27 protein-coding genes are annotated in these 22,736 nt (G+C 60.0%); 10 read left to right on the top strand and 17 right to left on the bottom strand.

Features of this window, described 5'->3' with window-relative positions; translation table 11 throughout:
• Positions 1 to 98 precede the first annotated feature (98 nt).
• Positions 99 to 1,256, bottom strand: a complete 1,158-nt coding sequence (locus FHT73_RS05635; protein WP_112607596.1) for an aminotransferase class I/II-fold pyridoxal phosphate-dependent enzyme — start codon at positions 1,254 to 1,256, stop codon at positions 99 to 101.
• A 212-nt stretch (positions 1,257 to 1,468) separates the two neighbouring features.
• Here FHT73_RS05635 and FHT73_RS05640 point away from each other — a divergent pair, with 212 nt between their 5' ends.
• From FHT73_RS05640 to FHT73_RS05665, 6 genes are all read left to right on the top strand, one after another.
• A complete protein-coding gene (locus FHT73_RS05640; RefSeq protein ID WP_112337484.1) occupies positions 1,469 to 2,236 on the top strand; it encodes a DsbA family protein in 768 nt (255 codons plus the stop codon).
• Positions 2,237 to 2,358: 122 nt separating this feature from the next.
• Positions 2,359 to 2,796: a type II 3-dehydroquinate dehydratase gene (gene aroQ / locus FHT73_RS05645; protein WP_132716398.1), complete on the top strand. Its 438-nt coding sequence runs from the start codon at positions 2,359 to 2,361 to the stop codon at positions 2,794 to 2,796.
• 24 nt (positions 2,797 to 2,820) lie between these two features.
• Complete coding sequence (gene accB, locus FHT73_RS05650) at positions 2,821 to 3,294, top strand: acetyl-CoA carboxylase biotin carboxyl carrier protein (protein ID WP_183710286.1); 474 nt, start codon at positions 2,821 to 2,823, stop codon at positions 3,292 to 3,294.
• Between the two features lie 9 nt (positions 3,295 to 3,303).
• Positions 3,304 to 4,656 carry an acetyl-CoA carboxylase biotin carboxylase subunit gene (gene accC, locus FHT73_RS05655; protein WP_015339569.1) on the top strand — a complete coding sequence of 451 codons (1,353 nt, stop codon included), beginning with the start codon at positions 3,304 to 3,306 and terminating at the stop codon, positions 4,654 to 4,656.
• 3 nt (positions 4,657 to 4,659) lie between these two features.
• Entirely contained in the window at positions 4,660 to 5,289 is a 630-nt protein-coding gene (gene aat, locus FHT73_RS05660; RefSeq protein WP_183710288.1) for a leucyl/phenylalanyl-tRNA--protein transferase, read from the top strand.
• A 323-nt stretch (positions 5,290 to 5,612) separates the two neighbouring features.
• On the top strand, positions 5,613 to 6,248 hold the full coding sequence (locus FHT73_RS05665; protein ID WP_183710290.1) for a DUF1062 domain-containing protein: 636 nt from the start codon (positions 5,613 to 5,615) through the stop codon (positions 6,246 to 6,248).
• A gap of 66 nt (positions 6,249 to 6,314) precedes the next feature.
• Here FHT73_RS05665 and FHT73_RS05670 read toward each other — a convergent pair whose 3' ends face one another.
• The 6 genes from FHT73_RS05670 to FHT73_RS05695 all read right to left on the bottom strand — a co-directional run bounded on the left by FHT73_RS05670 (position 6,315) and on the right by FHT73_RS05695 (position 10,460).
• A complete protein-coding gene (locus tag FHT73_RS05670) occupies positions 6,315 to 6,755 on the bottom strand; it encodes a DUF2155 domain-containing protein (protein WP_183710292.1) in 441 nt (146 codons plus the stop codon).
• 102 nt (positions 6,756 to 6,857) lie between these two features.
• Positions 6,858 to 7,256, bottom strand: coding sequence for an NADH:ubiquinone oxidoreductase subunit NDUFA12 (locus tag FHT73_RS05675; protein WP_095434555.1), 399 nt, complete (start codon positions 7,254 to 7,256; stop codon positions 6,858 to 6,860).
• 106 nt (positions 7,257 to 7,362) lie between these two features.
• On the bottom strand, positions 7,363 to 7,830 hold the full coding sequence (locus FHT73_RS05680) for a GNAT family N-acetyltransferase (RefSeq protein WP_183710294.1): 468 nt from the start codon (positions 7,828 to 7,830) through the stop codon (positions 7,363 to 7,365).
• Positions 7,831 to 7,850: 20 nt separating this feature from the next.
• Entirely contained in the window at positions 7,851 to 8,354 is a 504-nt protein-coding gene (locus tag FHT73_RS05685) for a GNAT family N-acetyltransferase (protein WP_183710296.1), read from the bottom strand.
• Positions 8,355 to 8,357: 3 nt separating this feature from the next.
• Positions 8,358 to 9,863: an Asp-tRNA(Asn)/Glu-tRNA(Gln) amidotransferase subunit GatB gene (gatB, locus tag FHT73_RS05690; RefSeq protein WP_183710298.1), complete on the bottom strand. Its 1,506-nt coding sequence runs from the start codon at positions 9,861 to 9,863 to the stop codon at positions 8,358 to 8,360.
• 87 nt (positions 9,864 to 9,950) lie between these two features.
• Positions 9,951 to 10,460, bottom strand: a complete 510-nt coding sequence (locus FHT73_RS05695; protein ID WP_015339561.1) for a GNAT family N-acetyltransferase — start codon at positions 10,458 to 10,460, stop codon at positions 9,951 to 9,953.
• Positions 10,461 to 10,758: 298 nt separating this feature from the next.
• On the opposite strand from FHT73_RS05695, the gene FHT73_RS05700 reads away from it, so the two are divergent.
• A complete protein-coding gene (locus FHT73_RS05700; protein WP_015339560.1) occupies positions 10,759 to 11,016 on the top strand; it encodes a YjhX family toxin in 258 nt (85 codons plus the stop codon).
• A 73-nt stretch (positions 11,017 to 11,089) separates the two neighbouring features.
• Here the strand turns inward: FHT73_RS05700 and FHT73_RS05705 are convergent, their stop codons facing one another.
• From FHT73_RS05705 to FHT73_RS05720, 4 genes are all read right to left on the bottom strand, one after another.
• Positions 11,090 to 13,099 (bottom strand): DUF4139 domain-containing protein, encoded by a 2,010-nt coding sequence (locus FHT73_RS05705; RefSeq protein ID WP_183710300.1) that lies wholly within the window; start codon positions 13,097 to 13,099, stop codon positions 11,090 to 11,092.
• Between the two features lie 215 nt (positions 13,100 to 13,314).
• Entirely contained in the window at positions 13,315 to 14,796 is a 1,482-nt protein-coding gene (gatA, locus tag FHT73_RS05710; RefSeq protein ID WP_112607104.1) for an Asp-tRNA(Asn)/Glu-tRNA(Gln) amidotransferase subunit GatA, read from the bottom strand.
• A 58-nt stretch (positions 14,797 to 14,854) separates the two neighbouring features.
• Complete coding sequence (gatC, locus tag FHT73_RS05715) at positions 14,855 to 15,142, bottom strand: Asp-tRNA(Asn)/Glu-tRNA(Gln) amidotransferase subunit GatC (protein WP_037194314.1); 288 nt, start codon at positions 15,140 to 15,142, stop codon at positions 14,855 to 14,857.
• Between the two features lie 86 nt (positions 15,143 to 15,228).
• Positions 15,229 to 15,939, bottom strand: a complete 711-nt coding sequence (locus FHT73_RS05720; RefSeq protein ID WP_112607106.1) for a metal-dependent hydrolase — start codon at positions 15,937 to 15,939, stop codon at positions 15,229 to 15,231.
• Between the two features lie 205 nt (positions 15,940 to 16,144).
• On the opposite strand from FHT73_RS05720, the gene ruvX reads away from it, so the two are divergent.
• Positions 16,145 to 16,639 carry a Holliday junction resolvase RuvX gene (gene ruvX / locus FHT73_RS05725; protein ID WP_041677359.1) on the top strand — a complete coding sequence of 165 codons (495 nt, stop codon included), beginning with the start codon at positions 16,145 to 16,147 and terminating at the stop codon, positions 16,637 to 16,639.
• Here ruvX and FHT73_RS05730 read toward each other — a convergent pair.
• From FHT73_RS05730 to FHT73_RS05755, 6 genes are all read right to left on the bottom strand, one after another.
• A complete protein-coding gene (locus FHT73_RS05730) occupies positions 16,576 to 16,908 on the bottom strand; it encodes a DUF6105 family protein (protein WP_041677358.1) in 333 nt (110 codons plus the stop codon). The genes ruvX and FHT73_RS05730 overlap by 64 nt on opposite strands.
• On the bottom strand, positions 16,905 to 17,072 hold the full coding sequence (locus FHT73_RS05735; protein WP_162531105.1) for a hypothetical protein: 168 nt from the start codon (positions 17,070 to 17,072) through the stop codon (positions 16,905 to 16,907). The genes FHT73_RS05730 and FHT73_RS05735 overlap by 4 nt, the downstream gene beginning before the upstream one ends.
• 136 nt (positions 17,073 to 17,208) lie before the next feature.
• Positions 17,209 to 17,865, bottom strand: a complete 657-nt coding sequence (locus FHT73_RS05740) for a TetR/AcrR family transcriptional regulator (RefSeq protein WP_112607108.1) — start codon at positions 17,863 to 17,865, stop codon at positions 17,209 to 17,211.
• Between the two features lie 153 nt (positions 17,866 to 18,018).
• Complete coding sequence (locus FHT73_RS05745; protein ID WP_112607110.1) at positions 18,019 to 18,318, bottom strand: type II toxin-antitoxin system RelE/ParE family toxin; 300 nt, start codon at positions 18,316 to 18,318, stop codon at positions 18,019 to 18,021.
• Positions 18,308 to 18,553 carry a type II toxin-antitoxin system ParD family antitoxin gene (locus FHT73_RS05750; protein WP_112607112.1) on the bottom strand — a complete coding sequence of 82 codons (246 nt, stop codon included), beginning with the start codon at positions 18,551 to 18,553 and terminating at the stop codon, positions 18,308 to 18,310. Before FHT73_RS05750 ends, FHT73_RS05745 begins: the two co-directional genes overlap by 11 nt.
• Before the next feature lie 85 nt (positions 18,554 to 18,638).
• Positions 18,639 to 20,297 carry an acyl-CoA dehydrogenase family protein gene (locus FHT73_RS05755; protein ID WP_183710302.1) on the bottom strand — a complete coding sequence of 553 codons (1,659 nt, stop codon included), beginning with the start codon at positions 20,295 to 20,297 and terminating at the stop codon, positions 18,639 to 18,641.
• 184 nt (positions 20,298 to 20,481) lie between these two features.
• Here FHT73_RS05755 and FHT73_RS05760 point away from each other — a divergent pair, with 184 nt between their 5' ends.
• The gene (locus FHT73_RS05760; RefSeq protein WP_112410580.1) at positions 20,482 to 21,438 is read left to right on the top strand and encodes an aspartate carbamoyltransferase catalytic subunit; all 957 of its coding nucleotides are present in this window, start codon (positions 20,482 to 20,484) and stop codon (positions 21,436 to 21,438) included.
• Positions 21,435 to 22,724, top strand: a complete 1,290-nt coding sequence (locus tag FHT73_RS05765) for a dihydroorotase (RefSeq protein WP_183710304.1) — start codon at positions 21,435 to 21,437, stop codon at positions 22,722 to 22,724. Before FHT73_RS05760 ends, FHT73_RS05765 begins: the two co-directional genes overlap by 4 nt.
• Positions 22,725 to 22,736: the final 12 nt, after the last annotated feature.

A 22,736-nucleotide genomic window follows, 5' to 3' on the forward strand; every position in this document is an offset into this window, starting at 1 on the left:
GTCATGCCCAAGCACTGAACAGATCGAGGCCAAAGCGTACAGCTCGTCGACTTGCGAAAGCACTTTCGCAAGCTCGCACAAGCTGTTTATTGCGGATTCTATTTCAGCCACGCCGCCATGCGTTCGGTGGCTTCCTCGATCTCGGCATTCGAGCCGGCATAGGAGAAGCGCATCGCGCGATGTCCTTCAACGGGATCGAAATCGAGGCCGGGCGTGGCGGCGACATTGATTTCCGCCAGCATCTTTTGCGCGAAGACCATGCTGTCGTTCGTGAAGCGGCTGACATCGACATAGGCGTAGAAAGCGCCATCCATGGGCGAGGCAATGTGAAAGCCGATTTCCGGCAGCCGGCGCATGAGGAAATCGCGGTTGCGGCCGTAGCTCTCACGATAGACATCCAATTCGGCACCTGCGCCGAGCGCTGCCTCGGCGGCGATCTGCGACAATTCCGGCGCGGAGATATAAAGGCTCTGGGCCACACGTTCGACGGGGCGGACCAGCCGCTCCGGCAAGACCATCCAGCCGATGCGCCAGCCGGTCATGCAATAATATTTCGAGAAGGAATTGATGACGATCGCCTCGTCCGTCAGTTCCAGCGCGCTCGTCTCCTCGCCGACGAAGGTCAGCCCGTGGTAGATTTCATCGGAGATGAAGGCGATGGAGCGATCGGCGCAATAATCCGCCAGCGCCTTCAAAGCCGCCCTGCCCGTCACCGTGCCTGTGGGATTGGCTGGGCTTGCCAGCAGCACGCCCTTCAGTCGCTTACCGCTCGCCGCTTGTGCTGCCTCCAAGCTCTCGGGCGTGAGTGTAAACTGCGTCTCCTCGGTGACCGGAACCTCGACGACATCGAGACCGAGTGCGGCAAGGATGTTGCGATAGGCCGGATAGCCCGGCCGTGCGATGGCGACACTGTCACCGGCATCGAACAAGGTCAGAAAGGCAAGGTTGAAGCCGGCCGACGATCCGGTCGTGATCGCAATGCGCTTCGGATCGATGCTGAGGCCGTGGTGTGCCTGGTAATGGGTGGAGAGTGCCTGCCGCAGGGCTAGAGTGCCGAGCGCATCCGTATAGCCGATGCGGCCATGGCCGAGAGCCGCACGCGCAGCCTCCAACGCCGCCTGCGGTGCGGGATGAGACGGCTGTCCGACAGCCATGGAAATGACCGCGTGTCCGGCTTGGCGTCTCCGCGTCGCTTCCGCCAGTACGTCCATGGCATGGAAGGGTTCGACATCGCTGCGCTTGGATAGGGAAAACAAGGTCAATTCTCTCTCGGATCGGATAGGCAAGCGACATTTGCCGCAATATCGGCTCGTTCACAATCCTGCGATTGCGGCTTTGTCGTGAAAATTCCTGTTTCTGGAAATAAGGACGCACCGTAAATTGTCGATGCCTATTTGCGGATGTTAACCCGACGATGCTATGGCGCATCCGAGAATGACGTCTCCGATCAGATCCAAACGAGGACCCAATGACCTTTTCTCTCAAAAGCCTGCTGACGGTTTCGGCGATTGCCCTGACAGCGTCCTTCGCCACAATCCAGCCGGCCGCGGCGCTGGACGACCAGCAGAAGAAGGAAATCGGGGATTTCATCAAGGAGTATCTCGTCGAGCATCCGGAGGTGCTGCTGGATGCGCAGGCCGCGCTCGAAAAGAAGCAGGACGAAGCCCGGATCGCACAGTCGTCGCAGGTGATCACACAGAATAAGGACGCGATCTTCAATTCCAAGGATGATGTCGCCATCGGCAATCCGAAGGGCGATATCACCGTTGTCGAGTTCTTCGACTATAACTGCACCTATTGCCGGCATGCGCTTGGCGACATGGACAAGCTCCTGCAGCAGGACAAGAATGTTCGCTTCGTGCTGAAGGAGTTCCCGATCCTTGGCCAGGATTCGGTAGCAGCCTCCCGGGTTTCCAGCGCGTTCCGCCTGCTCGCACCGGAAAAATATGCCGAATTCCATCATAAGCTGCTGGGCAGCGACGGCCGCGCCTCCGAGGACACGGCCATCGATGTCGCCACCTCGCTTGGCGTCAGCGAGGCGGCCATCCGCGCCGAAATGGCAAAAGCGCCGAATACCGCCATGATCAAGGCCACTTACCAGCTTGCTACCGATCTCGGCGTCAACGGTACACCCGCCTACGTCATCGGCAACGAGATGATTTCCGGCGCGGTTGGCCTCGATGCCATCAAGGAGAAGATCGCCAACGTTCGCAGTTGCGGCAAGACGAGCTGCTGAGCGGCGCAAAAATGCCAAAATCGCGGCGTTTCCACATCTAGAGGCACGCAACCTTCTCACCGGGGCTTTCCTATAGGGCCTCGGGAGTCTATAGGTTGCGCTGCACTTTGACGGAACCACTGATGGCGCAAACTATTTTCGTCCTTAACGGACCCAATTTAAATGCTCTCGGCAAGCGCGAGCCGGGCATCTATGGCGGCAAGACGCTCAAGGATATCGAAGCCGACTGCAAGTCCGTCGGTGAAAGCCTGGGCTTCGTTGTCGACTTCCGTCAGAGCAATCACGAAGGCGTGCTGGTGGACTGGATCCATGAAGCCGGCGACAAGGCCGCCGGTGTCGCGATCAATCCCGGCGCCTACGGTCACACGTCGATCGCTTTACACGATGCGATCCGCGCCATCTCCATTCCCGTCGTGGAGGTGCATATTTCAAACATCCACGCACGCGAAGAATTCCGGCACAAATCGATGATCGCGCCCGCTGCAAAGGGCATGATCTGCGGTTTCGGACCTCATAGCTACATCCTGGCGCTGCAAGCGCTGAAATCCATCACCCAATAACAAAAATACAGGGCAAGAAATCCAATGGCTGAAAAGAAATCGGGTATCGACCAGGCGCTGATTCGCGATCTCGCCAATATTCTCAACGACACGGATCTGACCGAGATCGAAGTCGAACAGGAAGATTTGCGCATCCGCGTGTCGCGCGCCGGCGCGACGCAATATGTTCAGGCGCCGATTGCCGCCCCGGTCGCCTATGCCGCTCCCGCCGCCGCTGCAGCAGCATCGACCGCCGCTGCTCCGGCAAGCAACGCCCGCAATCCCGACAACATCGTCAGCGCGCCCATGGTCGGCACTGCCTACCTTGCGCCGGCACCGGGCTCTGCTGCCTTCATCCAGGTCGGCGCGTCCGTCAAGGAAGGGCAGACGCTGCTCATCATCGAAGCCATGAAGACGATGAACCAGATTCCCGCGCCGAAGTCCGGAACGGTGACTGAAATTCTCGTTCAGGACGGTCGTCCGGTCGAGTACGGCGAAGCCCTGGTCGTCATCGAGTAAGGTCGGCCCATGCCCATTATTTCGAAGATTCTCATAGCCAATCGCGGAGAGATCGCTCTGCGCGTGCTGCGCGCCTGCAAGGAGCTTGGCATTGCGACCGTTGCGGTGCATTCGACCGCTGACGGCGACGCGATGCATGTGCGCCTGGCGGATGAAAGCGTTTGCATCGGCCCGCCGCCGTCGCGCGACAGCTATCTCAACATCCACCAGATTGTTGCCGCCTGTGAAATCACCGGCGCGGACGCCGTGCATCCCGGCTATGGCTTCCTTTCGGAAAATGCCAAGTTCGCCGATATTCTCGATGCACACGGCATCACCTTCATCGGTCCGACGGCGGAGCATATCCGCATCATGGGCGACAAGATTACTGCCAAGACCACGGCGCAGCAGCTCGGCATTCCGGTTGTCCCCGGCTCCGACGGCGAAGTGAAGACCGAGGCGGATGCGCTGAAGACGGCGCGCGAAATCGGCTATCCGGTTCTCATCAAGGCAACCGCCGGCGGCGGCGGCCGCGGCATGAAGGTTGCCCGCACGGAAGAGGACCTGATCGAGGCTTGGTCGACGGCCCGCACGGAGGCCGCAGCAGCCTTCGGCAACGAATCCGTCTATATGGAAAAGTACCTCGGCAAGCCGCGCCACATCGAAATCCAGGTTTTCGGTGACGGTGAAGGCAACGCCATCCATCTCGGTGAACGCGACTGCTCACTGCAGCGCCGCCACCAGAAGGTCTGGGAAGAAGCCAACTCCCCGGCACTCAACGTCGAACAGCGCATGAAGATCGGCCAGATCTGCGCCGACGCGATGAAGAAGCTGAAATATCGCGGCGCCGGCACCATCGAGTTCCTCTATGAGAACGGCGAGTTCTATTTCATCGAAATGAACACGCGCCTGCAGGTGGAACATCCGGTCACGGAAGCGATCACAGGCATCGACCTCGTGCACGAGCAGATCCGCGTCGCTTCCGGCGGTGGTCTTTCGGTGACGCAGGATGAGGTGCATTTCCAAGGCCATGCCATCGAATGCCGCATCAATGCCGAGGACGCGCGTACCTTCGTCCCCTCGCCCGGCACGATCACGCATTTCCATGCGCCCGGTGGCCTCGGCGTTCGTATCGATTCCGGCGCCTATCAGGGCTACAGAATCCCTCCCTACTACGACAGCCTCATCGGCAAGCTGATCGTGCACGGACGCACCCGCGTCGAATGCATGATGCGCCTGCGCCGCGCGCTGGACGAATTCGTGGTAGATGGCATCAAGACCACCCTGCCGCTCTTCCAGGATCTGGTTTCCAACCAGGATATCGCCAACGGCGATTACGATATCCACTGGTTGGAAAACTACCTGGCAAACACATCGGCCTAGCCAATGCCCGGAGCGCGCAGCAGACATCCCGGCGTTACCCCGGAGATCCTGCTGCGCGCCTATTCCATCGGGCTTTTCCCGATGGCCGAATCTGCTGATGACCCGGAAATCTTCTGGGTCGAGCCGGAATTGCGAGGCATCATCCCCCTGGATACGTTTCACGTCTCCAAGAGTCTCGCCAAGAAGATCCGTCAACATCCTTTCGACATCCGTTTCGATAGCGATTTTGAGGCCGTCATAGCGGCCTGCGGCGAACAGACGAGCGATCGCCCCAGCACCTGGATCAACGAGACGATCCGCTCGCTCTACGCCACCCTGCACCATATCGGCCATGCCCATTCCGTCGAAGCCTGGGAAGGTGACCGGCTGGTCGGCGGTCTCTATGGCGTCTCCCTGGGATCCGCCTTCTTCGGTGAAAGCATGTTTTCTCGCCGCACGGATGCTTCCAAGATCTGTCTTGTCTATCTGGTGGAGCGCCTGCGCGAACGCGGCTTCACCCTGCTCGATACGCAATTCACCACCGAGCATCTGAAGACATTCGGCGCCATCGACGTGCCGAAGGATGCCTATGCGAAGATGCTCGAGAAGGCGATGGAATCGCCCAATCTCAGCTTTTCCGACGATCCGCCCTGAGCGTTTTGGGACCACTTCAAATTCCGGTTGTGGTCTGCTATCCCTTCACGCGAAGAGCATTGGTGCACAGAGGTTCCACTTTGCCGTCGTAAATACCGGTCTCATCCAAATCACCCCGTGCCTCAGGGCGGCAAGATGCCGTCCGATGCATGTTCATGTCCATTGGGTGATGGCCTGAGACCGGTTTGGCATTGTCAAAACGCGCCTAATGCAGCCGCCGCTGTCTCAGCTCTTCAGCCGTCCCGCAATATCGCCATGCCGTGCCCCGACGGGCTTGTCTCACCGCCAGCTTGGTGGACTTCCAGACGGAAGACCAAGACGGTATGTGCAATATTCTTCAGGTCCGTTGGACCCTTACGCCTAAAACATCGCCTCAGCCATGGATCGCCTGCAGCGGCTGCGGATGCCAGAAGCCCTTCAGATCGAGCGGCAAGATCAGGCTCAACGCCAATGGCAAGCGGCTCGATGCCTGGCTCGTCTATAAGTGCATCGATTGCGACAAGACATGGAACCGAACGCTCTTCGAGCGCCGGACCGTTCAAGACCTTGGCCCGTCCACGCTAGAGGCGCTACAAGGCAGCGATCCGGAGTGGGTGCGAGCGCAAGAGTTCGATCTTGATGGACTGAAGCGGAAAGCAAAACGTATCGACGAGCCGCTCGACGTTATCATCCGGAAGCAGACGATACGTGCGGCAAGCGGCCGGACTTTGCTTGATATCGAGATATCAGCCGAGTTCCCGGTGAACCTTCGCCTTGATCGGCTGCTTGCATCGGAGTTGGCGATCTCGCGCTCGCGGCTTCAGGCCCTCCGTGACGGAGGCAAGTTGAGAGCCCATCCGGACCGCAACGACGTCTTTCGTCACAAGGTCAAAGACGGCGTGAGGATCATTCTTGATTTGTCGGAGATTGCCGATCGTCAGGCGATAGGTGAATCCGCCGCCAATTCGGATAACGGTTAAGACGATGCCCGCGGGAGCAAGGCTTCTGCGGGCACATAACCCTACTGTGAATGTCTCGAAGACCGATTACTTCGCGCCAGCGGTATCCGGTGCCGGAACGTCGGACTTTTGCTTGCACTCTTTCAGCCAGACGTCATAGATCGGATGCTCGACGGCGTTGAGGCCGGGGCTATCGGCAAACATCCAGCCGGTGAAGATACGGCGGATACGGCGATCGAGTGTGATCTCGTCGACTTCGACGAAACCGTCTACCTTCTGCTGCTCGGTATCGTCTCGCGAATAGCAGGCGCGCGGTGTCACCTGCAGCGCGCCGAACTGCACGGTTTCGTTGACATAGACATCGAAAGTGGTGATGCGTCCGGTGATCTTGTCGAGGCCGGAGAAAACGGCGACCGGATTTGCGATACGGGCGGCCTCGGCGGTGGAAGCTGCCAAGATGCCGGTGACGAGAGCAACGCCGGCTACGGCCAGTGCACGCAAAGAAGCGCTCCGCGTGAAAACCATCATATCCGCCACTCTCCGCTTGGTCTCGGTCAAGGCGCCGAGCAAAAGCCGGCCTATGTCGCGCCTAAAGCCCAATTGTGGCCAAAGGACGAGCCGGCTTGTCGCTTAGTTGCCCGGGGTCCAGGCGTCGTAATCGCCGGTCACGCGCGGACGCTCGCCGGCAACGGCGAGAGAGCCCGGCGGGCGGTAAGCCTGCGGCGAACCTGTGGGATTGGCACGATGTTCCTTCTGCCATTCCTTGGCGACATAGTTTTCCTTGGTCGGCGGAACGTCGGTGCGATGATGCATCCAGCCGTGCCAACCCGGAGGAATGGCGGAGGCTTCGGCATAGCCCTTGTAGATCACCCAGCGTTTCGGGAGGCCGTAGGAAGACATGCCGCCTTCGTAATAGACGTTGCCGAATTCATCCTCGCCGACACGCTTGCCAAACCGCCAGGTCGCGAAGCGCGTTCCCAAAGTTTGGCTGTTCCACCAAGTGAAGGTCTGTACGATGAAATTCCACATGTCTTTTCCTCGATACCCGCTGAGGGGCGAGCGATACCAGAATTCGATAGTTTGCTTATGCCGCCCCTAGGCCTGCTTGTCCAGTGATTCCAGCGGGCAAAAGGCTTCATTTCAATAGCATCTTGAAGCCCAGATGCGTCGGCTTGAAACCCAGTCTCTCATAGAAGCGATGCGCGTCCTTGCGGGCATTATTCGATGTCAACTGAATCATCCGCATGCCGCGGCTTTTTGCCTCGTCGATGCAGAACTTGATCATGGCGGCACCGATCCCCTGCCCGCGCATATCGGCGCGCGTCTGGACCGCTTCGATGATCATGGCAGAGCCGCCCCGCCCGGTCAGCGTCGTCGTGATCATCGTCTGGAACGTCCCTACCACTTCGCCGGCGCGTTCGGCGACATAGAGCATCTGCCCAGCCGACGCCGCGATGATGCGAAACGCACGGAGGTAATCGTCATGGGCAGACGGGTCGGTCGTATCGCCATGGCCGCCCACTGCGTCGGCGGCAAATAAGCCGATCAGGGTGCGAAGGTCGGCTTCTTTCGCTTCGCGGATTAGCAGGCGGGCGGCTTCCATGAACGGTCTCGTCTATTCTTTCAGTGGGCCGTCAATGGCTTTTCGAAAATCAGTGCTGGAATGCCCGACTGCCCATTGCCGCAGTTTTCCGTGCGACCGACCTCGACAAAGCCATGAGCCTTGTAGAAAGCAATTGCCGGCTTGTTCTGCGGATCGACCTCAAGGCGCATGATCTCGGCGTCGGGAAAGCAGGTCTCCAGCTCAGCAAATATGTCTCGGCCGATACCCTCACGCTGATGCTTTGGGCTGACATAGAGCATGTAGAGCATGACGGTTTTTGTCATCTCCTTGGACATGGCGGCATAGCCCATGCCGCCAATGGTCCTGCCGTCGTCGGCCACCAGGAATTCCGAGTTCTTGTTCGCCAGCCGCGCCTTCAGCGAAGCCGGCGAGTGCCAGGAGGCGTGCAGCTCGCTGACCTTTTCCGGCCCGTAGATCCGGTCATAGGTCGCGTGCCAAGTCTCGCCGAGCAGAGCGCGGACCTTTTCAAGGTCCTGCTCGCTGGCGGTACGGACGAAGAACACTGACTATTCCTCTTCGATACCGAGCTTGGCCTTGACCAGCGCCTGGACGGCCTGCGGGTTGGCCTTGCCGCCCGTCGACTTCAGCACCTGGCCGACGAACCAGCCGGCAAGCGTCGGCTTGGCCTTGACCTTGGCAACCTGATCCGGGTTGGCGGCGATGATCTCATCGACGGCCTTTTCGATCGCACCGGTGTCGGTGACCTGCTTCATACCGCGGGCTTCAACGATCTCGGCAGGATCGCCGCCCTCGGTGAGCACGATTTCGAACAGATCCTTGGCGATCTTGCCGGAAATGGTTTCGGCCTTGATGAGGTCGATGATCGCGCCGAGCTGGGCGGGCGAAACCGGAGTCTCTTCAATGTCTTTGCCGATTCTGTTCAGAGCGCCCAGGAGGTCGTTGATGACCCAGTTGGCAGCCATCTTGCCATCGCGGCCGGCGGCAACCGCTTCGAAATAATCGGCGATGGCCTTTTCCGAGACGAGCACGGAAGCGTCATAGATCGAGAGACCGAGTTCGCGAACGAAACGTTCCTTCTTGTCGTCCGGCAGCTCAGGCAGATGCTCGGCAAGCTCCGCGACGAAGGCATCGTCGAATTCGAGCGGCAGGAGATCCGGATCGGGGAAATAGCGATAGTCATGCGCATCTTCCTTGGTGCGCAGGGATCGAGTCTCGCCCTTGTTCGGATCGAACAGGCGGGTTTCCTGGTCGATCGTGCCGCCATCTTCCAGAATGCCGATCTGGCGGCGTGCTTCAACTTCGATCGCCTGACCGATGAAGCGAATGGAGTTGACGTTCTTGATTTCGCAGCGCGTGCCGAACTCGCCGCCCGGACGGCGCACGGAAACGTTGACGTCGGCGCGCATCGAGCCTTCGTCCATGTTGCCGTCGCAGGTGCCGAGATAGCGCACGATCGAGCGCAGCTTCGTCATATAGGCCTTGGCCTCGTCAGCCGAGCGGATGTCCGGCTTGGAGACGATTTCCATCAGCGCGACGCCTGAGCGGTTTAGATCGACATAGGACATCGTATTATGCTGATCGTGCAGCGACTTGCCGGCATCCTGCTCCAGATGCAGGCGCTCGATGCCGATCTCGATGTCTTCGAACTGGCCCTGACGATCGGGGCCAAGGGAGATGACGATCTTGCCCTCGCCGACGATCGGATCCTTGAACTGAGAGATCTGATAGCCCTGCGGCAGGTCGGGATAGAAATAGTTCTTGCGGTCGAAGATCGAGCGATTGTTGATCTGCGCCTTCAGGCCGAGACCCGTGCGCACGGCCTGCTTCACGCATTCCTCGTTGATGACGGGCAGCATGCCAGGCATGGCGGCATCGACCAGCGAGACGTTGGAATTCTGCGGCTTGCCGAACTCCGTCGAGGCGCCGGAGAAGAGCTTGGACTTGCTCAGCACCTGGGCGTGGACTTCCATCCCGATAACGACTTCCCAATCACCGGTGGCACCGGGAATGAAGCGTTTCGGATCTGGCGTACGGACGTCGACAATGGTCATGGGAAGCTCTTGTATAATGCTGTTTTCTGCTTTGGTGAGGTAGAGCAATTGACGAGGCGGCGCAAGGCTTTCGGCATCGCCTGCGTGCTATATGCCCGGTCCGTAAGCGCCATCGCTGTCGTCGACCAGCGATTTCGAAAGCCCGACAGTCGGCACGTCGCTGTCGAGCTTGGGGGAATAGACGATCGACAGCCAGCGGATTTCATAGCCGCGCGCCCTGAAGAAGGCGATGGCATCGGTGTTGCCCGCATGGCTCTGCAATGAAACCTTCTCCAGTCCCTGCCCGCGCACATCCGCTTCGATCCGCGCCAAAAGCGCCGTGCCGAGGCCGCGTCTGACGAAATCCGGATCGATCCAGAAATCGGAAATCGCCTCGTCCAGCGCCTCGCGCGCTGCCCATCCCACAGCCTCGCCGTTGAGCTCTATGACTGATATCGTCAGCCAGAGATTGCGGGTGAAATTTTCAAAGGCTTCGCTGGCACTCTCCAGCAGTTCACCCGTGCCGCCGATCGCGCTCATCGCCTTCTGCCAGGAGCGCAGGCCGATGCTCGCCAATACCGCAGTTTCACCTTCATGGGCATTGCGAATGTGGATCATCAGGCCCCCGCTATTTGGAGATAGTAAAGCACCCATAGAAAGCATTTGCCAGCGGCGAGATTGGCAAACAGCTACGAAGCAAAACGCATCGAAAGGGTTGAACTTGACGACGTGGCGCAACCTGCTTTAGAGAGAAACATCAACGGAGTTTTGATGTCTAACTTTTGTCAGTCCCGGTAGAGGCCCCGCTCGCAAGTCTTCTTGCGTGCCGGGCCTGAAAAACGAAGCCCCGACTTCCCCAAGGGAAGGCTCGGATCGTTTTTGTGCGCCCTTTGGCGCTATACGGATTCTGACAACAATGGACATTTCCCGCGCGGAACAGCGCATTCTCCACCTGCTCGCCCAAGGCGGGCGCATCGAAATCGAACGCAGCGACAATAAGAAGATCGAGACAGTCTACTGCTTTACGCGAGATGGCTGGGTCTACCCCGATTTCGACCTCGACCTCTTCCGACGGCTGAAGCGCCTCAAGGCGATAAAATCCACCGACGGCCATCCCTATCGCATCAGCGAAAAGGGATTGCGGCTGGTGAGGGCGCAGTTGAACAATCGATAAGCCGGACACGAGAGCCGCCGAATGAGGCGGCTCTCGTCGGGCGATACCATTCGGAAAAGAAAGCCCTGGGCGATCAGAAGGTGCGGATGATCTCCGCCACGTCATTACCGCGGCGATCGCTTTCTGCCTGCACCGCATCGCGCCTTTCGTTCATGGCGGCGATTTGATCCTCACTATCCGCCAGAGCCTTCAAATAGCGTTTCTTCAGATCGCTATTGTCAGGTACGGCACCGAGATTCTGTCTTATCCGTTCTTGTTCGCTGGTGGTCTTCTCGATCTCGCTGTCGAGCCGCTCCAGATCGTTCTGGACGGCAACCTGCCTCTTGCGCGCATCTGCGAGGTTTGTGAGCTTATCCGTAAGTGCCTTGTCATGTGCCGAAGCCGACCATCCCAGCAGCATGTCCGGTTCGGCATCGACCAGAGCATAACTGCTGCTCTGAAGCTGCTCGTCGACTGCGGTCAACACTTTCTCCGTGCCTGCCGGCACGATCGCCTTGAGCCGCTGGTGCGTTGCCGTCTTGCCGAAACCTTCAGATGAGGAGAATGACCAGCCATCCCGGATCGGATGCTCGATGACAACAGTCCGTTCGCCGTCCAGCGCGCCCGATACGGTGTATGTTGTCGTCTGGCGATATTTGACGGTGGCATTCATCACGCCATCGACAACCTTCAGCGAGGCAATCTCCTCCGTTGGCGTCTGCTGCTCGCTGATCGTAACCTTGCGATCGGTCGCGAAGCTGGCGAGGCGCGTGTCGTCCTCCGGCAGTGCCGACATCTGGGAATCGCCGACATAGCCCGCCTTGCCGTCATAGAGCGTCAGAATTCCCGCCGGCATGCTGACGCCGGTGGTATTCTTGAGCATCACGGCAGCTATGGGATTGCGATAGGCGCTGCCGGACCGATACATGTCCACCATGTCGGCTTCCACATCCGCGTCCATGATCGGCACCGACAAGGTATCGCCATTGGCCAGATCGTAGGTCCCCGGAAGCTCGAAAGTGGCAGAAATGTCGCTTTCGGTCGCCGTGGCCGGGACTCCGGCGGCAACCTGCATCGGCTCCGCCGGCCGCGCCAATTCATCGGCCTCATAGGCCTGAGCGTCGGCCATCTTTCCGCCTATGCTCTTCATCGCTCGTCGCGGGGCGGGCATTGCCGGCGCCTCGGCACCAGAAGCGAGACGCCGCCTGTTTGAGAGATCGCCGCTGTCGGGATCGGGGACATTGTTCGACGCCGTGTTGACCGGCACCTCCTGCCGCTCGCGCCAATAGAGCTGGTGCAGACCCTGCTTCAGCGTGACCGGTTCGGCCGAGGTCAGCGTCAACTTCACGCCTTTCCAGTCTTCACCGCTGGCATTTTCCAGCACCGTCCACGCCTGCAGGCGCGCCTTGTCATTTCCGTCGATGACGACCTTGTAAGCCGTTTTCCAGATGGGAGACGGCACGACATAGGTCAGGCCGACGGCGCTGCCGTCCTTCACACCGTTCACCTTGATATCGATGGTGCGTGTGCGATCGTTCTTGCCGTGGGCGATGGCCGCCGCTGCTTTGGCGATCTTCGCTCTCAGTTCGGCATCCTCAAGCCGGACGGATGCGTCCTCGCCCAGTGCCAGCGTCTCCACTGCGCCATCCCTATCGATAACGGTGAGCAGGTAAGCCGCTGCTTTATCGCCGGACTTTCTCGTCTCGATACCGAGAATATTTCCCTCGACGGTCTTTCCCCCGCTGGTGACGGACACCCTGGCGCCCTGCATTGATGTCAGAAGCGACGGCACGGACGAAAGCGCTTCGGGCGTGAACGGCAGGCCCTTGAAGGTCTCCTGCAACGGCTGCGGCCCCGCCAGCGACATGCCGGCCACCGAGCCCGCCGACCCATTCACCACAAGGCTCTTCAAGATATCATCGACTTGATCGAGCGGTACCTCGATCCGGATCATGCCGTCGCTATTGATATTGGCAGATCTGGAAACCTGGGCCAGACCGCCAGAGGACAAGGTGATGGATCGAATGGCCCCGTTGTCGGCCGCCAGCGCAATCGCTGGAAAGGATGCGCTGAGGAGCAGGATCGCCGTGACTTGCTTGAGCATGAAGAGACCTTCCGATTCGGTTGCAGAGGACGAGACCAAACGGCCGGCTGCAATTTATGATCGTATTTCGGTCCAAAGTGTGATGGCGCGCGGGCGGAATATTGGCACATGAAAAAGGGCCGTCCGGATTTCCGGACGGCCCTTTTTCTATTGGCTTTAAACTCCGCGAAACTTGACGAGATCGCTCATCAAGCCCGCTCGTCCGAGTGTGGCGCTTACCACCACTTCGCCGGCGTGAACTTACCGGCGGCCTGTTCGATGACGTGGGCGGTTTTGAAGAGGGTTTCTTCTTCGAACGGCTTGCCGATGAGCTGCAGGCCGAGCGGCAGGCCCTTCGGGTCGAGGCCAGCGGGGACAGCAATGCCGGGCAGGCCGGCCATGTTGACCGTCACCGTGAAGATATCGTTCAGGTACATCTTCACCGGATCGGACGCGAGGTCCTCGTCGGCGATGCCGAAGGCCGAGGATGGCGTGGCGGGCGTGAGGATCGCGTCGACACCGGCGTTGAAGGCCAGTTCGAAGTCACGCTTGATCAGCGTGCGAACCTTCTGCGCGCGCAGATAATAGGCGTCGTAGTAGCCGGCCGAGAGAACATAGGTTCCGATCATGATGCGGCGCTTCACTTCCTGGCCGAAGCCGGCAGCGCGCGTCTTTTCATACATGTCGACGATATCCTTGCCGTCGACGCGCAGGCCGTAGCGGACGCCGTCGTAGCGGGCAAGATTCGAGGAGGCTTCGGCGGGCGCAACGATGTAATAGGCCGGCAGCGCGTATTTCGTGTGCGGCAGGGAGATGTTGACGATCTCGGCGCCGGCATCCTTCAGCCAGGCGATGCCCTGCTGCCAGAGCGTCTCGATCTCTTCCGGCATGCCATCAACGCGGTATTCGTTCGGAATACCGATCTTCATGCCCTTCAGCGACTGGCCGAGCGAAGCTTCGTAATCCGGCACCGGCAGGTCGACGGAGGTCGTATCCTTGGCATCGACGCTTGCCATCGACTTCAGAAGGATGGCGGCATCGCGCACGTCGCGGGCGATCGGGCCGGCCTGGTCGAGCGACGAGGCGAAGGCGACGATGCCCCAGCGCGAGCAGCGGCCATAGGTCGGCTTGATGCCCACGGTGCCGGTGAAGGCGGCCGGCTGGCGGATGGAGCCGCCGGTGTCGGTAGCGGTCGCTCCTGCGCAGAGATGCGCGGCAACGGCTGCAGCCGAACCGCCGGACGAGCCGCCCGGAACCAGCTGCTGGTTCGAACCCTCGGCACGCCAGGGGTTGATCACCGGGCCGTAGTAGGAGCTCTCGTTGGAGGAGCCCATGGCGAACTCATCCATGTTGAGCTTGCCCAGCATGACGGCGCCGTCATTCCAGAGGTTTTGCGTGACAGTCGATTCATAACGCGGCTTGAAGCCGTCAAGAATGTGGCTGCAGGCCTGGGTGTGGATGCCTTCGGTGCCAAACAGATCCTTGATCCCGAGCGGTATACCTTCGAGCGCGCCGGCGTTGCCGGCGGCGAGACGGGCGTCCGAGGCCTTGGCCATCTCGCGCGCCTTGTCGGGCGTAACAGCGATATAGGCATTGATCTGACCGTTGGTCGCATCGATCGCCGAGATATAGGCCTCGGTCAGTTCAGTGGCGGTAATCTGCTTGGCGCGCAGCTTGTCGCGGGCTTCGGCAATGGTCAGGCTGGTCAGTTCGCTCATTTTGTTTCGCTTCAGATCTGGAATTGGGCAACGGGTCGGAAAGGGCTCGAGGGAACCGTTATTCGACGACTTTGGGCACCAGGAAGAAATTCTGATCGGTATTCGGCGCATTGGCGACGATGTCGGCGGCCTTATTGCCATCCGTCACTTCATCGGCACGCTTCTTCATCGCCATCGGGGTTACCGAGGTCATGGCCTCGACGCCATCGACATTCACTTCGGAAAGCTGCTCGACGAAGCCCAGAATGCCGTTAAGCTCGCCCATCATCCGCTGTGCTTCGTCTTCATTGACGGCGATACGGGCAAGATGGGCGACGCGTTTGACAGTAGCGAGATCGACGGACATGGCATTCTCCGGATAGCAAGATTACCCACCGAAGTGGATTTGCTTCACGCTATAAAGGCCATGCCCGCCATACGCAACGGGTATCGTCAGGCAGAAATGCTCTCGCCCGCCTTCGGCGCCGCAACCGCCGTCTTCGAGCCTTCCATGCCGGCGATGAACTTTTCCGGCGTCTGGTCGATGATTGGGAAAGTGCCGTAGTGGCAGGGAATGGCCGTCTTGAAGTTGAAGAAGCGCTGGCAGGCGAGTGCGGCCACGGCACCGCCCATGGTGAAGCGGTCGCCGATCGGCAGGATGCCGATATCGGGCTGATGCAGTTCGTTGATGAGGGCCATGTCCGAGAAGATGTCGGTATCGCCCATGTGGAACAGCGTCGGCTCGTCGTCGAAATGCAGCATCAGGCCGTTCGGGTTGCCGAGCGCGTGGGAAACGCCGTCTTCGGTGATCTGGGCGGAGGAATGCAGCGCATTGGTAAAGGTGGCCGAGAAGCCGCCGAGGCCGACGGTGCCGCCGGTATTGCCCATTTCCAGCTTCTCGACGCCCTTGGTGCTGAGCCAGGAAGCGAGATCGGCATTCGCGAGCACGACCGCGCCGGTGTCCTTGGCGATCTGAACCGTGTCGCCGACGTGGTCGGCATGGCCGTGCGTCAGCAGGATGTGGGTCACGCCCTGCGCAACGTCCTTGATGTTGAGACCGGCGGCCGCAAAGGAAGAATTGTAAGACAGAAATGGATCGATCAGTATTTTTGCCTTGGCCGTTTCGATACGAAAAGCGGCATGGCCGAGCCAGGTGATCTTCATTGGATTTCTCCTTATGACTTGATTTGAAATGAAAGGCTGGTGTCTGGAGCATTTCCGATGGAAACGCTCCTTCTATTGGCTCTTCCGCATTTCCGCAGGCAAAACCGCTGTGCGCTTTTGCTGGAAATGCTCTAGGAGATATCCCAAACCGCAGCAAAGAAAAGCGGTTAGGACTTCAATTTGTTTTGACGAGAGCGAGACCCTGATGACGACGCTGACCATCGAAGACCTAGCCGTGATGCTCCTGCCCGGCCAGCCGATTGCCGGTCTCGATCTCGGCACGAAGACGATCGGGCTTGCGATGTCCGATCTCGGGCGGCGCTTTGCCACGCCTCGCCCGGTCCTCAAGCGCGTGAAATTCACCCAGGATGCCCAAACATTGCTTGCTTTCGCCGAGAAGGAAAAGGTCGCAGCCTTCGTCATAGGGCTTCCGATGAATATGGATGGCTCTGCCGGACCGCGCGTGCAGGCAACGCGCGCCTTCGTGCGAAGCATGGCGGAAAAGACCGCCCTACCCTTCGTCTTCTGGGACGAGCGGCTCTCGACCGTTGCCGCCGAGCGAGCGCTTCTGGAAATGGACGTCTCACGGGCCAAGCGCGCCGAACGGATCGACTCGGCAGCGGCAAGCTTCATTCTTCAGGGAGCGTTGGATAGGCTGTCGGCACTCGGAAGAGCGACCTTGCCCGACCTCGATGCCTGACGGCGCCTCCACCATTCCATGATGGCAGCGCGGCGGCGGAAGCCGAAAATCGCGAAGACGAGCAGGCTGTCGAAGGCGATCGCACGGGCTACCAGCGGCGGGATGGTTTCCGGCGGAATGCCGAGAATCTTGCCGTAAATGTCGAATACGAGGTCATGCATCTGCCGCGTCAGCATGAAGATGCCGAAGCTCATGTCGTAGTACGACAGGTAATACCATGCCCCGAGAAACGAGACCGGTCCGGCCCAGCAAATCAACAACCACTTCATGCGGTACCCCTTCGACGCTGAAATTGCGTCGTGCCAGCCGAAAGGACGAGCCAGTTCGACAGCGCCATGGCGCTCAAGACCATCGCGGGCAGCGTGATATCTAGTGCGAGCACAGCGAAGAACATCACCGCCGTCACGAGAAACACGAATTTAGTGGGTTTCAACCCCATGGCTGCACGCTTGATGGTTAACTAATCATCTTCCAACAGTGACGAGTTAACCGCTGCGACGCAACGTAAACCATTTGTTAAGGTTAATGGCGGAGCGAGCCTGTGGATATCCGCTGCCCCGTGGTCGATATCAGCCGTAGACGCCGCGCACGATCCGCTTCAAGGCCGTTGCCGCCTTCTCCCAATCCTTTGCATTTTTCAGCGCAAGACCGGCGCATTGGTCGCTGACAGCCGCGGCCAGGACGATATGCTGGATGGCCGCAAAGATCATGGCATTGACAGCCTGGGCATCGACACCCTTGGGGGGCATGAGCGAGCCGCGCATGCGCTCAATCCAGCCGGCGAGCGCCTTGGATCGGGCCTCGGACAGTCGGCGCACCTGCTCGCTGTTTTCCGAGACTTCCCAGGCGACGATGCGGCGCATGAGGGGATCAGCGCGCAAAGCATCGAGAAACAGCATCGAAAGCCGCTCCATCAGGTCCCCATAGGTCAGAAGGAACATGCCGCCGGTGTCGTCGGGAATGCGATCGGTGACCCAGCTGCCGAGATCGGTGCCGATGGCCTCCACAAGGCCATTCAAGCCGCCGTAGTAGCGGTAAATCAGCTGCTTGTCGCAGCCGGCGCCGCGAGCGACCGCATTGATACCGAAATTCTGGAACCCCTCCTCCGCCAGAAGCCGTTTGGCGGCGTCCAGGATTGCCTGCTCAGTCGCGGCGCGATTGCGCACGCGCTTTTCGACGACAGGCATTTCCAAAGGGATTTTAACGGCAGCGTTCGCGGGGGCCATCGACTCGACTCCAATCTGTCACCGAGCGGTGAATAACAAGCCAAGTCGCCCTAAACAACAAAGCCGTCAGGCCTCTGTCCGTCAAAACGCGCGAATCCACAGATTAGAGGAACTGACCAAACCACACTGTCGTTTCGGACGCCAGACATCTCTTCAAAGATGCCGACCGACATCCATTCGCCGGTGCAATATACGAATGATCGCGATTTCACCATCCCGCAAAAGATAGTAGATCACATGGGACCCTACGGCATATTTGAAATAGCCGTCGCGGATGTCGGTCGCGCGGCCAATTTTCACACCGGATGCCAATCCCTCGAAAGCCCCGACGATTTCGGCATGGTAGATCTCGGCCTGTCTTACAGACCAGTTCTCGACCGTATATCGCCAGATACCTTCAAGATCGGCCAACGCAAGCGGGGAAAGACCATACTTGCGGGACCTATTCACCATAGGTCGTGCGCATTCGCTTGAGGAATGCGACGTTATCGAAGGAAGCAACCTCCCCAGATTCCTCACCGGCGATCAACGCACTCTGCAGAGCCTTGGCCTTTGCCTCGTGCTCTTCAAGCAAGCGCAAACCTGCGCGAACAACGTCACTGGCAGAGCCATACCGGCCTGTCTTTATCTGTGCCTCGATGAAGGCGCTGAAATGATCCCCCAGCGAGATGGATGTGTTGCGAGCCATGAAGCCCTCCTTGCCGATACCAATAGATAATAAATATTGGTATCGCATCAATCAAGGATGCCGCGACAGAGCCGCTGGCGCAGTGCTATGTCGCAGGCGGATACAATAGATCGACGATGTAGCTGGCATCGAAGCGCGAATCGAGCATGCCATAGGTGGCGCGCCAGCCGCCAGCAAGACGGGTTTCAATGAAGGCATCGGCGATCTTGCCGGCTCCGAGGCGATAAAGCTCGGCGGCCCCGGCCGCGAGCGCCATCTGTTCCACCAGCAGGCGGGCAGCGCCCTCGTCCTGCTCGCAAAGCGCCATGGCGGCACGCAGGACATCGATGGTCTTCTTGCCGGCCGGGCCGAGATCGCGGGCGAGACCGGCAAAGACGGTCTCGAACAGGTCCCTGCCCCGGTTCAACACGCGCAGGACGTCTAGCGCCATGACGTTGCCGGAGCCTTCCCAGATCGCATTGACGGGGGCTTCGCGATAATGGCGGGCAATCGGGCGCTCTTCGATGTAGCCGCTGCCGCCGATGCACTCCATGGCCTCATAGATCAGCGCGGGCGCGATCTTGCAGCACCAATATTTGGCGACCGGCGTCATGACGCGGGCATAGGCCGCATCTTCCGTGCTGCCGCTGGCCTTGTCGAAGGCCTCGGCCAGGCGGAAGGCGAGTGCAGTCGCGGCGGCGACATCGAGCGCCATATCGGCAAGCACGCGCGTCATGATCGGCTGGTTGACCAGCATCTTGCCGAAGACGCTGCGGCCGCGCGCATGGTGCACGGCTTCGGCGAGCGAGGCGCGCATGATGCCGGCGGATGCCAGAGCGCAGTCGAGTCGCGTCAGCGTCACCATGTCAAGGATGGTGCGGATGCCGCCATCGGGTGCTCCGAGCAGGAAGCCGAACGTATCGGTGAACTCGACCTCGGAGGAGGCATTCGATCGGTTGCCGAGCTTGTCCTTGAGCCGCTGGAAATGCAGGCCGTTGGCCGAACCATCTTCCAAAAGACGCGGCACCAGGAAGCAACCCATGCCGTCCTTGGTTTGCGCAAGCATGATGAAGGCGTCACTCATCGGCGCCGACATGAACCACTTGTGGCCTGAAAGCCTGTAGATCCCATCGCTGACTTTATCGGCAATCGTCCGGTTGGCGCGCACATCCGTGCCGCCCTGCTTCTCCGTCATGCCCATGCCGATAGTGACGGCGCTCTTCTGCATGGCGGGCTTGTTGGACGAATCGTACTTACGCGAGAGAATCTTCGGTGCCCAATCCTTCTGCACCGCCGGCGAGGCCATCATGGCGGCAACCGAGGCACTGGTCATCGTGAGGGGGCAGAGGTGGCCGCATTCGAGCTGCGCCGTCAGATAGAAACGGGCGGCGCGCACTTTGTGCGAATGACCCTTTGCTTCAGGGTCAGCCTGCGCATCCCAGATCGAGGAATGCAGGCCCATCGCCATGGAGCGACGCATCAGCGCGTGCCAGGCGGGGTGAAACTCCACGACATCGAGACGCTCGCCGCGCGGGCCATGGGAGCGCAGTTGCGGCGTGCCTTGGTTTGCCATGCGCGCCAGTTCCTGGGCCTCGTGCGAGGTGACGAAGCGACCATGCTGCTCCAGTTCTTCCCGTATCGAACGCGGCAGGCCGGAGGTGAGATCGACGATCAGCGGATCGGAACGATAGGCATTGATGCCGGTCCAGAGGCTCGGCTGGTTCAGGTCGGCAAAGGGGTCGTCAGTCCGGGTCGCTTGGGTCATGAATCGCTTGTAGAACAAGTGGGTTGCAAAGGGAAACTGGAAGTTACGTCTCCCACCGGCATCGCTCCTGTAGCGGGATTCGGGCGAAATTGCATGGGGAACAAACGGCCTCGGCACATACCCCCGCTTGCCCCATCGGCGCTCCCTCTTTATAGACCGCCTGACGAAATCCGGAGGCAGGTTTATGGTCTTCTTTCCCCACCGCCACCTCATTGGCATCAAGGGCCTCACCGAGCAGGATATCACCTATCTTCTCGACAAGGCCGACGAGGCGGTCAAGATCAGCCGCCAGCGCGAGAAAAAGACATCGACGCTTCGCGGGCTGACGCAGATCAATCTCTTCTTCGAAGCATCGACGCGCACGCAATCCTCCTTCGAGTTGGCCGGAAAACGGCTGGGCGCCGATGTGATGAATATGTCGGTCGGCAACTCGTCGGTCAAAAAGGGCGAGACGCTGATCGATACGGCGATGACGCTGAATGCCATGCGGCCCGACGTGCTTGTCATCCGCCATTCGAGCGCAGGCGCTGCCGCGCTCTTGGCGCAGAAGGTCTCCTGCTCCGTCGTCAATGCCGGCGACGGCCAGCACGAGCATCCAACCCAGGCCCTGCTCGACGCGCTGACGATCCGCCGCGCCAAGGGCAAGCTCTCGCGCATCATCGTCGCCATCTGCGGCGACGTGCTGCATTCGCGCGTCGCCCGCTCCAATATCCTGCTTCTCAACGCCATGGGTGCACGCGTCCGCGTCGTCGCACCCGCCACGCTGCTGCCGGCCGGCATCGCCGACATGGGCGTTGAAGTCTTCCATTCGATGAAAGAAGGGCTGAAGGATGCCGACGTTGTAATGATGCTGCGGCTGCAGCGCGAGCGTATGTCCGGCGCCTTCGTGCCTTCGGTGCGCGAATATTATCACTTCTACGGACTCGACGCAGAAACGCTCAAGGCCGCCAAGGAGGATGCTTTGGTCATGCATCCGGGGCCGATGAACCGCGGGGTGGAAATCGCCTCCGAAGTAGCGGACGGCCCGCAAAGCGTCATTGCCGAACAGGTCGAGATGGGCGTCGCCGTCCGCATGGCCGTGATGGAAACGCTGCTCGTTTCACAGAACCAAGGGCCTCGCAGCGAGGGAGCAGGCGCATGAGCAACTCGATCATCCTTCAGAACGTCCGCATCATCGATCCCTCCCGCGATCTCGACGAGGTCGGCACGATCGTTGTCGAAGACGGTGTCATCGTAGCCTCCAGCAAGGATGCGAAGAGCCACGGCGTTCGCAAGGGCGCGACCGTTCGCGACTGCAATGGGCTTGTCGCCATTCCCGGCCTGGTCGATGCGCGCGTCCATGTCGGCGAGCCTGGCGGCGAACATCGCGAAACGATCGCGTCTGCCAGCCGCGCGGCAGCGGCCGGCGGCGTCACTTCTTTCATCATGATGCCGGACACGGACCCGGTCATCGATGATATTGCCCTTGTCGAATTCGTCAGGAAGACGGCGCGCGATACGGCCGTCGTCAATGTCTATCCGGCAGCGGCTCTCACCAAGGGGCTGGCCGGCGATGAGATGACGGAAATCGGCCTGCTGCGCGAAGCCGGAGCCGTCGTATTCACCGACGCGCATTCCAGCGTCCACGATAGCCAGATTCTGCGCCGAGTGATGACCTATGCACGCGAATTCGGCGCGGTGATTTCCTGCGAGACACGTGACAAATATCTAGGCGCAAACGGCGTGATGCATGAAGGGCTGCTCGCAAGCTGGCTCGGGCTCTCAGGCATTCCGAAGGAAGCTGAACTCATTCCGCTCGAGCGCGATCTTCGCATCGCGGCGCTGACGCGCAGCCATTATCACGCTGCTATGATCTCCGTGCCGGAATCGGCCGAGGCGATCCGCCTCGCCCGCTCGCGTGGCGCCAAGGTCACATGCGGCATCTCCATCAACAATCTGGCGCTCAACGAGAACGACATCGGCGAGTACCGGACCTTCTTCAAGCTCTACCCGCCGCTGCGCTCCGAGGATGACCGCACAGGCATGATCGAGGCGCTGGCCGACGGCACGATCGACATCATCGTCTCCTCGCATGATCCGCAAGATGTGGATACGAAACGCCTGCCGTTCGGCGAGGCAGAGGACGGTGCGGTCGGGCTGGAAACGCTGCTTCCGGCAGCGCTCCGGCTCTATCATAGTGGCCAAGTCAGCCTGATGCGGCTCATCGATGCGCTCTCGACGCGGCCGGCACAGATCTTCGGGCTGCCCGCCGGCACACTGAAGCCCGGCGCCAAAGCGGATATCGCTCTCGTCGATCTCGACGAGCCTTGGCTTGTCGCAAAAGACATGCTTTTGTCGCGCTCGAAGAATACGCCCTTCGAAGACGCGAGAATGAGCGGCCGGGCGGTTGCAACCTATGTCGCCGGCAAGCTGGTTCACAGTCTCTAAGGCAAGCGCCAG

The sequence above is a fragment of the Rhizobium sp. BK098 genome, assembly GCF_014193155.1.
Lineage (GTDB): Bacteria > Pseudomonadota > Alphaproteobacteria > Rhizobiales > Rhizobiaceae > Rhizobium.

Excerpts from the sequence above, each read along its gene's own strand:
- FHT73_RS05640 (WP_112337484.1), top strand. The coding sequence starts at position 1,469 with ATGACCTTTTCTCTCAAAAGCCTGCTGACGGTTTCGGCGATTGCCCTG.
- aroQ (WP_132716398.1), top strand. The coding sequence starts at position 2,359 with ATGGCGCAAACTATTTTCGTCCTTAACGGACCCAATTTAAATGCTCTC.
- accB (WP_183710286.1), top strand. The coding sequence starts at position 2,821 with ATGGCTGAAAAGAAATCGGGTATCGACCAGGCGCTGATTCGCGATCTC.
- accC (WP_015339569.1), top strand. The coding sequence starts at position 3,304 with ATGCCCATTATTTCGAAGATTCTCATAGCCAATCGCGGAGAGATCGCT.
- aat (WP_183710288.1), top strand. The coding sequence starts at position 4,660 with ATGCCCGGAGCGCGCAGCAGACATCCCGGCGTTACCCCGGAGATCCTG.
- FHT73_RS05665 (WP_183710290.1), top strand. The coding sequence starts at position 5,613 with ATGTGCAATATTCTTCAGGTCCGTTGGACCCTTACGCCTAAAACATCG.
- FHT73_RS05670 (WP_183710292.1), bottom strand. The coding sequence starts at position 6,755 with ATGATGGTTTTCACGCGGAGCGCTTCTTTGCGTGCACTGGCCGTAGCC.
- FHT73_RS05675 (WP_095434555.1), bottom strand. The coding sequence starts at position 7,256 with ATGTGGAATTTCATCGTACAGACCTTCACTTGGTGGAACAGCCAAACT.
- FHT73_RS05680 (WP_183710294.1), bottom strand. The coding sequence starts at position 7,830 with ATGGAAGCCGCCCGCCTGCTAATCCGCGAAGCGAAAGAAGCCGACCTT.
- gatB (WP_183710298.1), bottom strand. The coding sequence starts at position 9,863 with ATGACCATTGTCGACGTCCGTACGCCAGATCCGAAACGCTTCATTCCC.
- FHT73_RS05695 (WP_015339561.1), bottom strand. The coding sequence starts at position 10,460 with ATGATCCACATTCGCAATGCCCATGAAGGTGAAACTGCGGTATTGGCG.
- FHT73_RS05700 (WP_015339560.1), top strand. The coding sequence starts at position 10,759 with ATGGACATTTCCCGCGCGGAACAGCGCATTCTCCACCTGCTCGCCCAA.
- FHT73_RS05705 (WP_183710300.1), bottom strand. The coding sequence starts at position 13,099 with ATGCTCAAGCAAGTCACGGCGATCCTGCTCCTCAGCGCATCCTTTCCA.
- gatA (WP_112607104.1), bottom strand. The coding sequence starts at position 14,796 with ATGAGCGAACTGACCAGCCTGACCATTGCCGAAGCCCGCGACAAGCTG.
- gatC (WP_037194314.1), bottom strand. The coding sequence starts at position 15,142 with ATGTCCGTCGATCTCGCTACTGTCAAACGCGTCGCCCATCTTGCCCGT.
- FHT73_RS05720 (WP_112607106.1), bottom strand. The coding sequence starts at position 15,939 with ATGAAGATCACCTGGCTCGGCCATGCCGCTTTTCGTATCGAAACGGCC.
- ruvX (WP_041677359.1), top strand. The coding sequence starts at position 16,145 with ATGACGACGCTGACCATCGAAGACCTAGCCGTGATGCTCCTGCCCGGC.
- FHT73_RS05730 (WP_041677358.1), bottom strand. The coding sequence starts at position 16,908 with ATGAAGTGGTTGTTGATTTGCTGGGCCGGACCGGTCTCGTTTCTCGGG.
- FHT73_RS05740 (WP_112607108.1), bottom strand. The coding sequence starts at position 17,865 with ATGGCCCCCGCGAACGCTGCCGTTAAAATCCCTTTGGAAATGCCTGTC.
- FHT73_RS05745 (WP_112607110.1), bottom strand. The coding sequence starts at position 18,318 with ATGGTGAATAGGTCCCGCAAGTATGGTCTTTCCCCGCTTGCGTTGGCC.
- FHT73_RS05750 (WP_112607112.1), bottom strand. The coding sequence starts at position 18,553 with ATGGCTCGCAACACATCCATCTCGCTGGGGGATCATTTCAGCGCCTTC.
- FHT73_RS05755 (WP_183710302.1), bottom strand. The coding sequence starts at position 20,297 with ATGACCCAAGCGACCCGGACTGACGACCCCTTTGCCGACCTGAACCAG.
- FHT73_RS05760 (WP_112410580.1), top strand. The coding sequence starts at position 20,482 with ATGGTCTTCTTTCCCCACCGCCACCTCATTGGCATCAAGGGCCTCACC.
- FHT73_RS05765 (WP_183710304.1), top strand. The coding sequence starts at position 21,435 with ATGAGCAACTCGATCATCCTTCAGAACGTCCGCATCATCGATCCCTCC.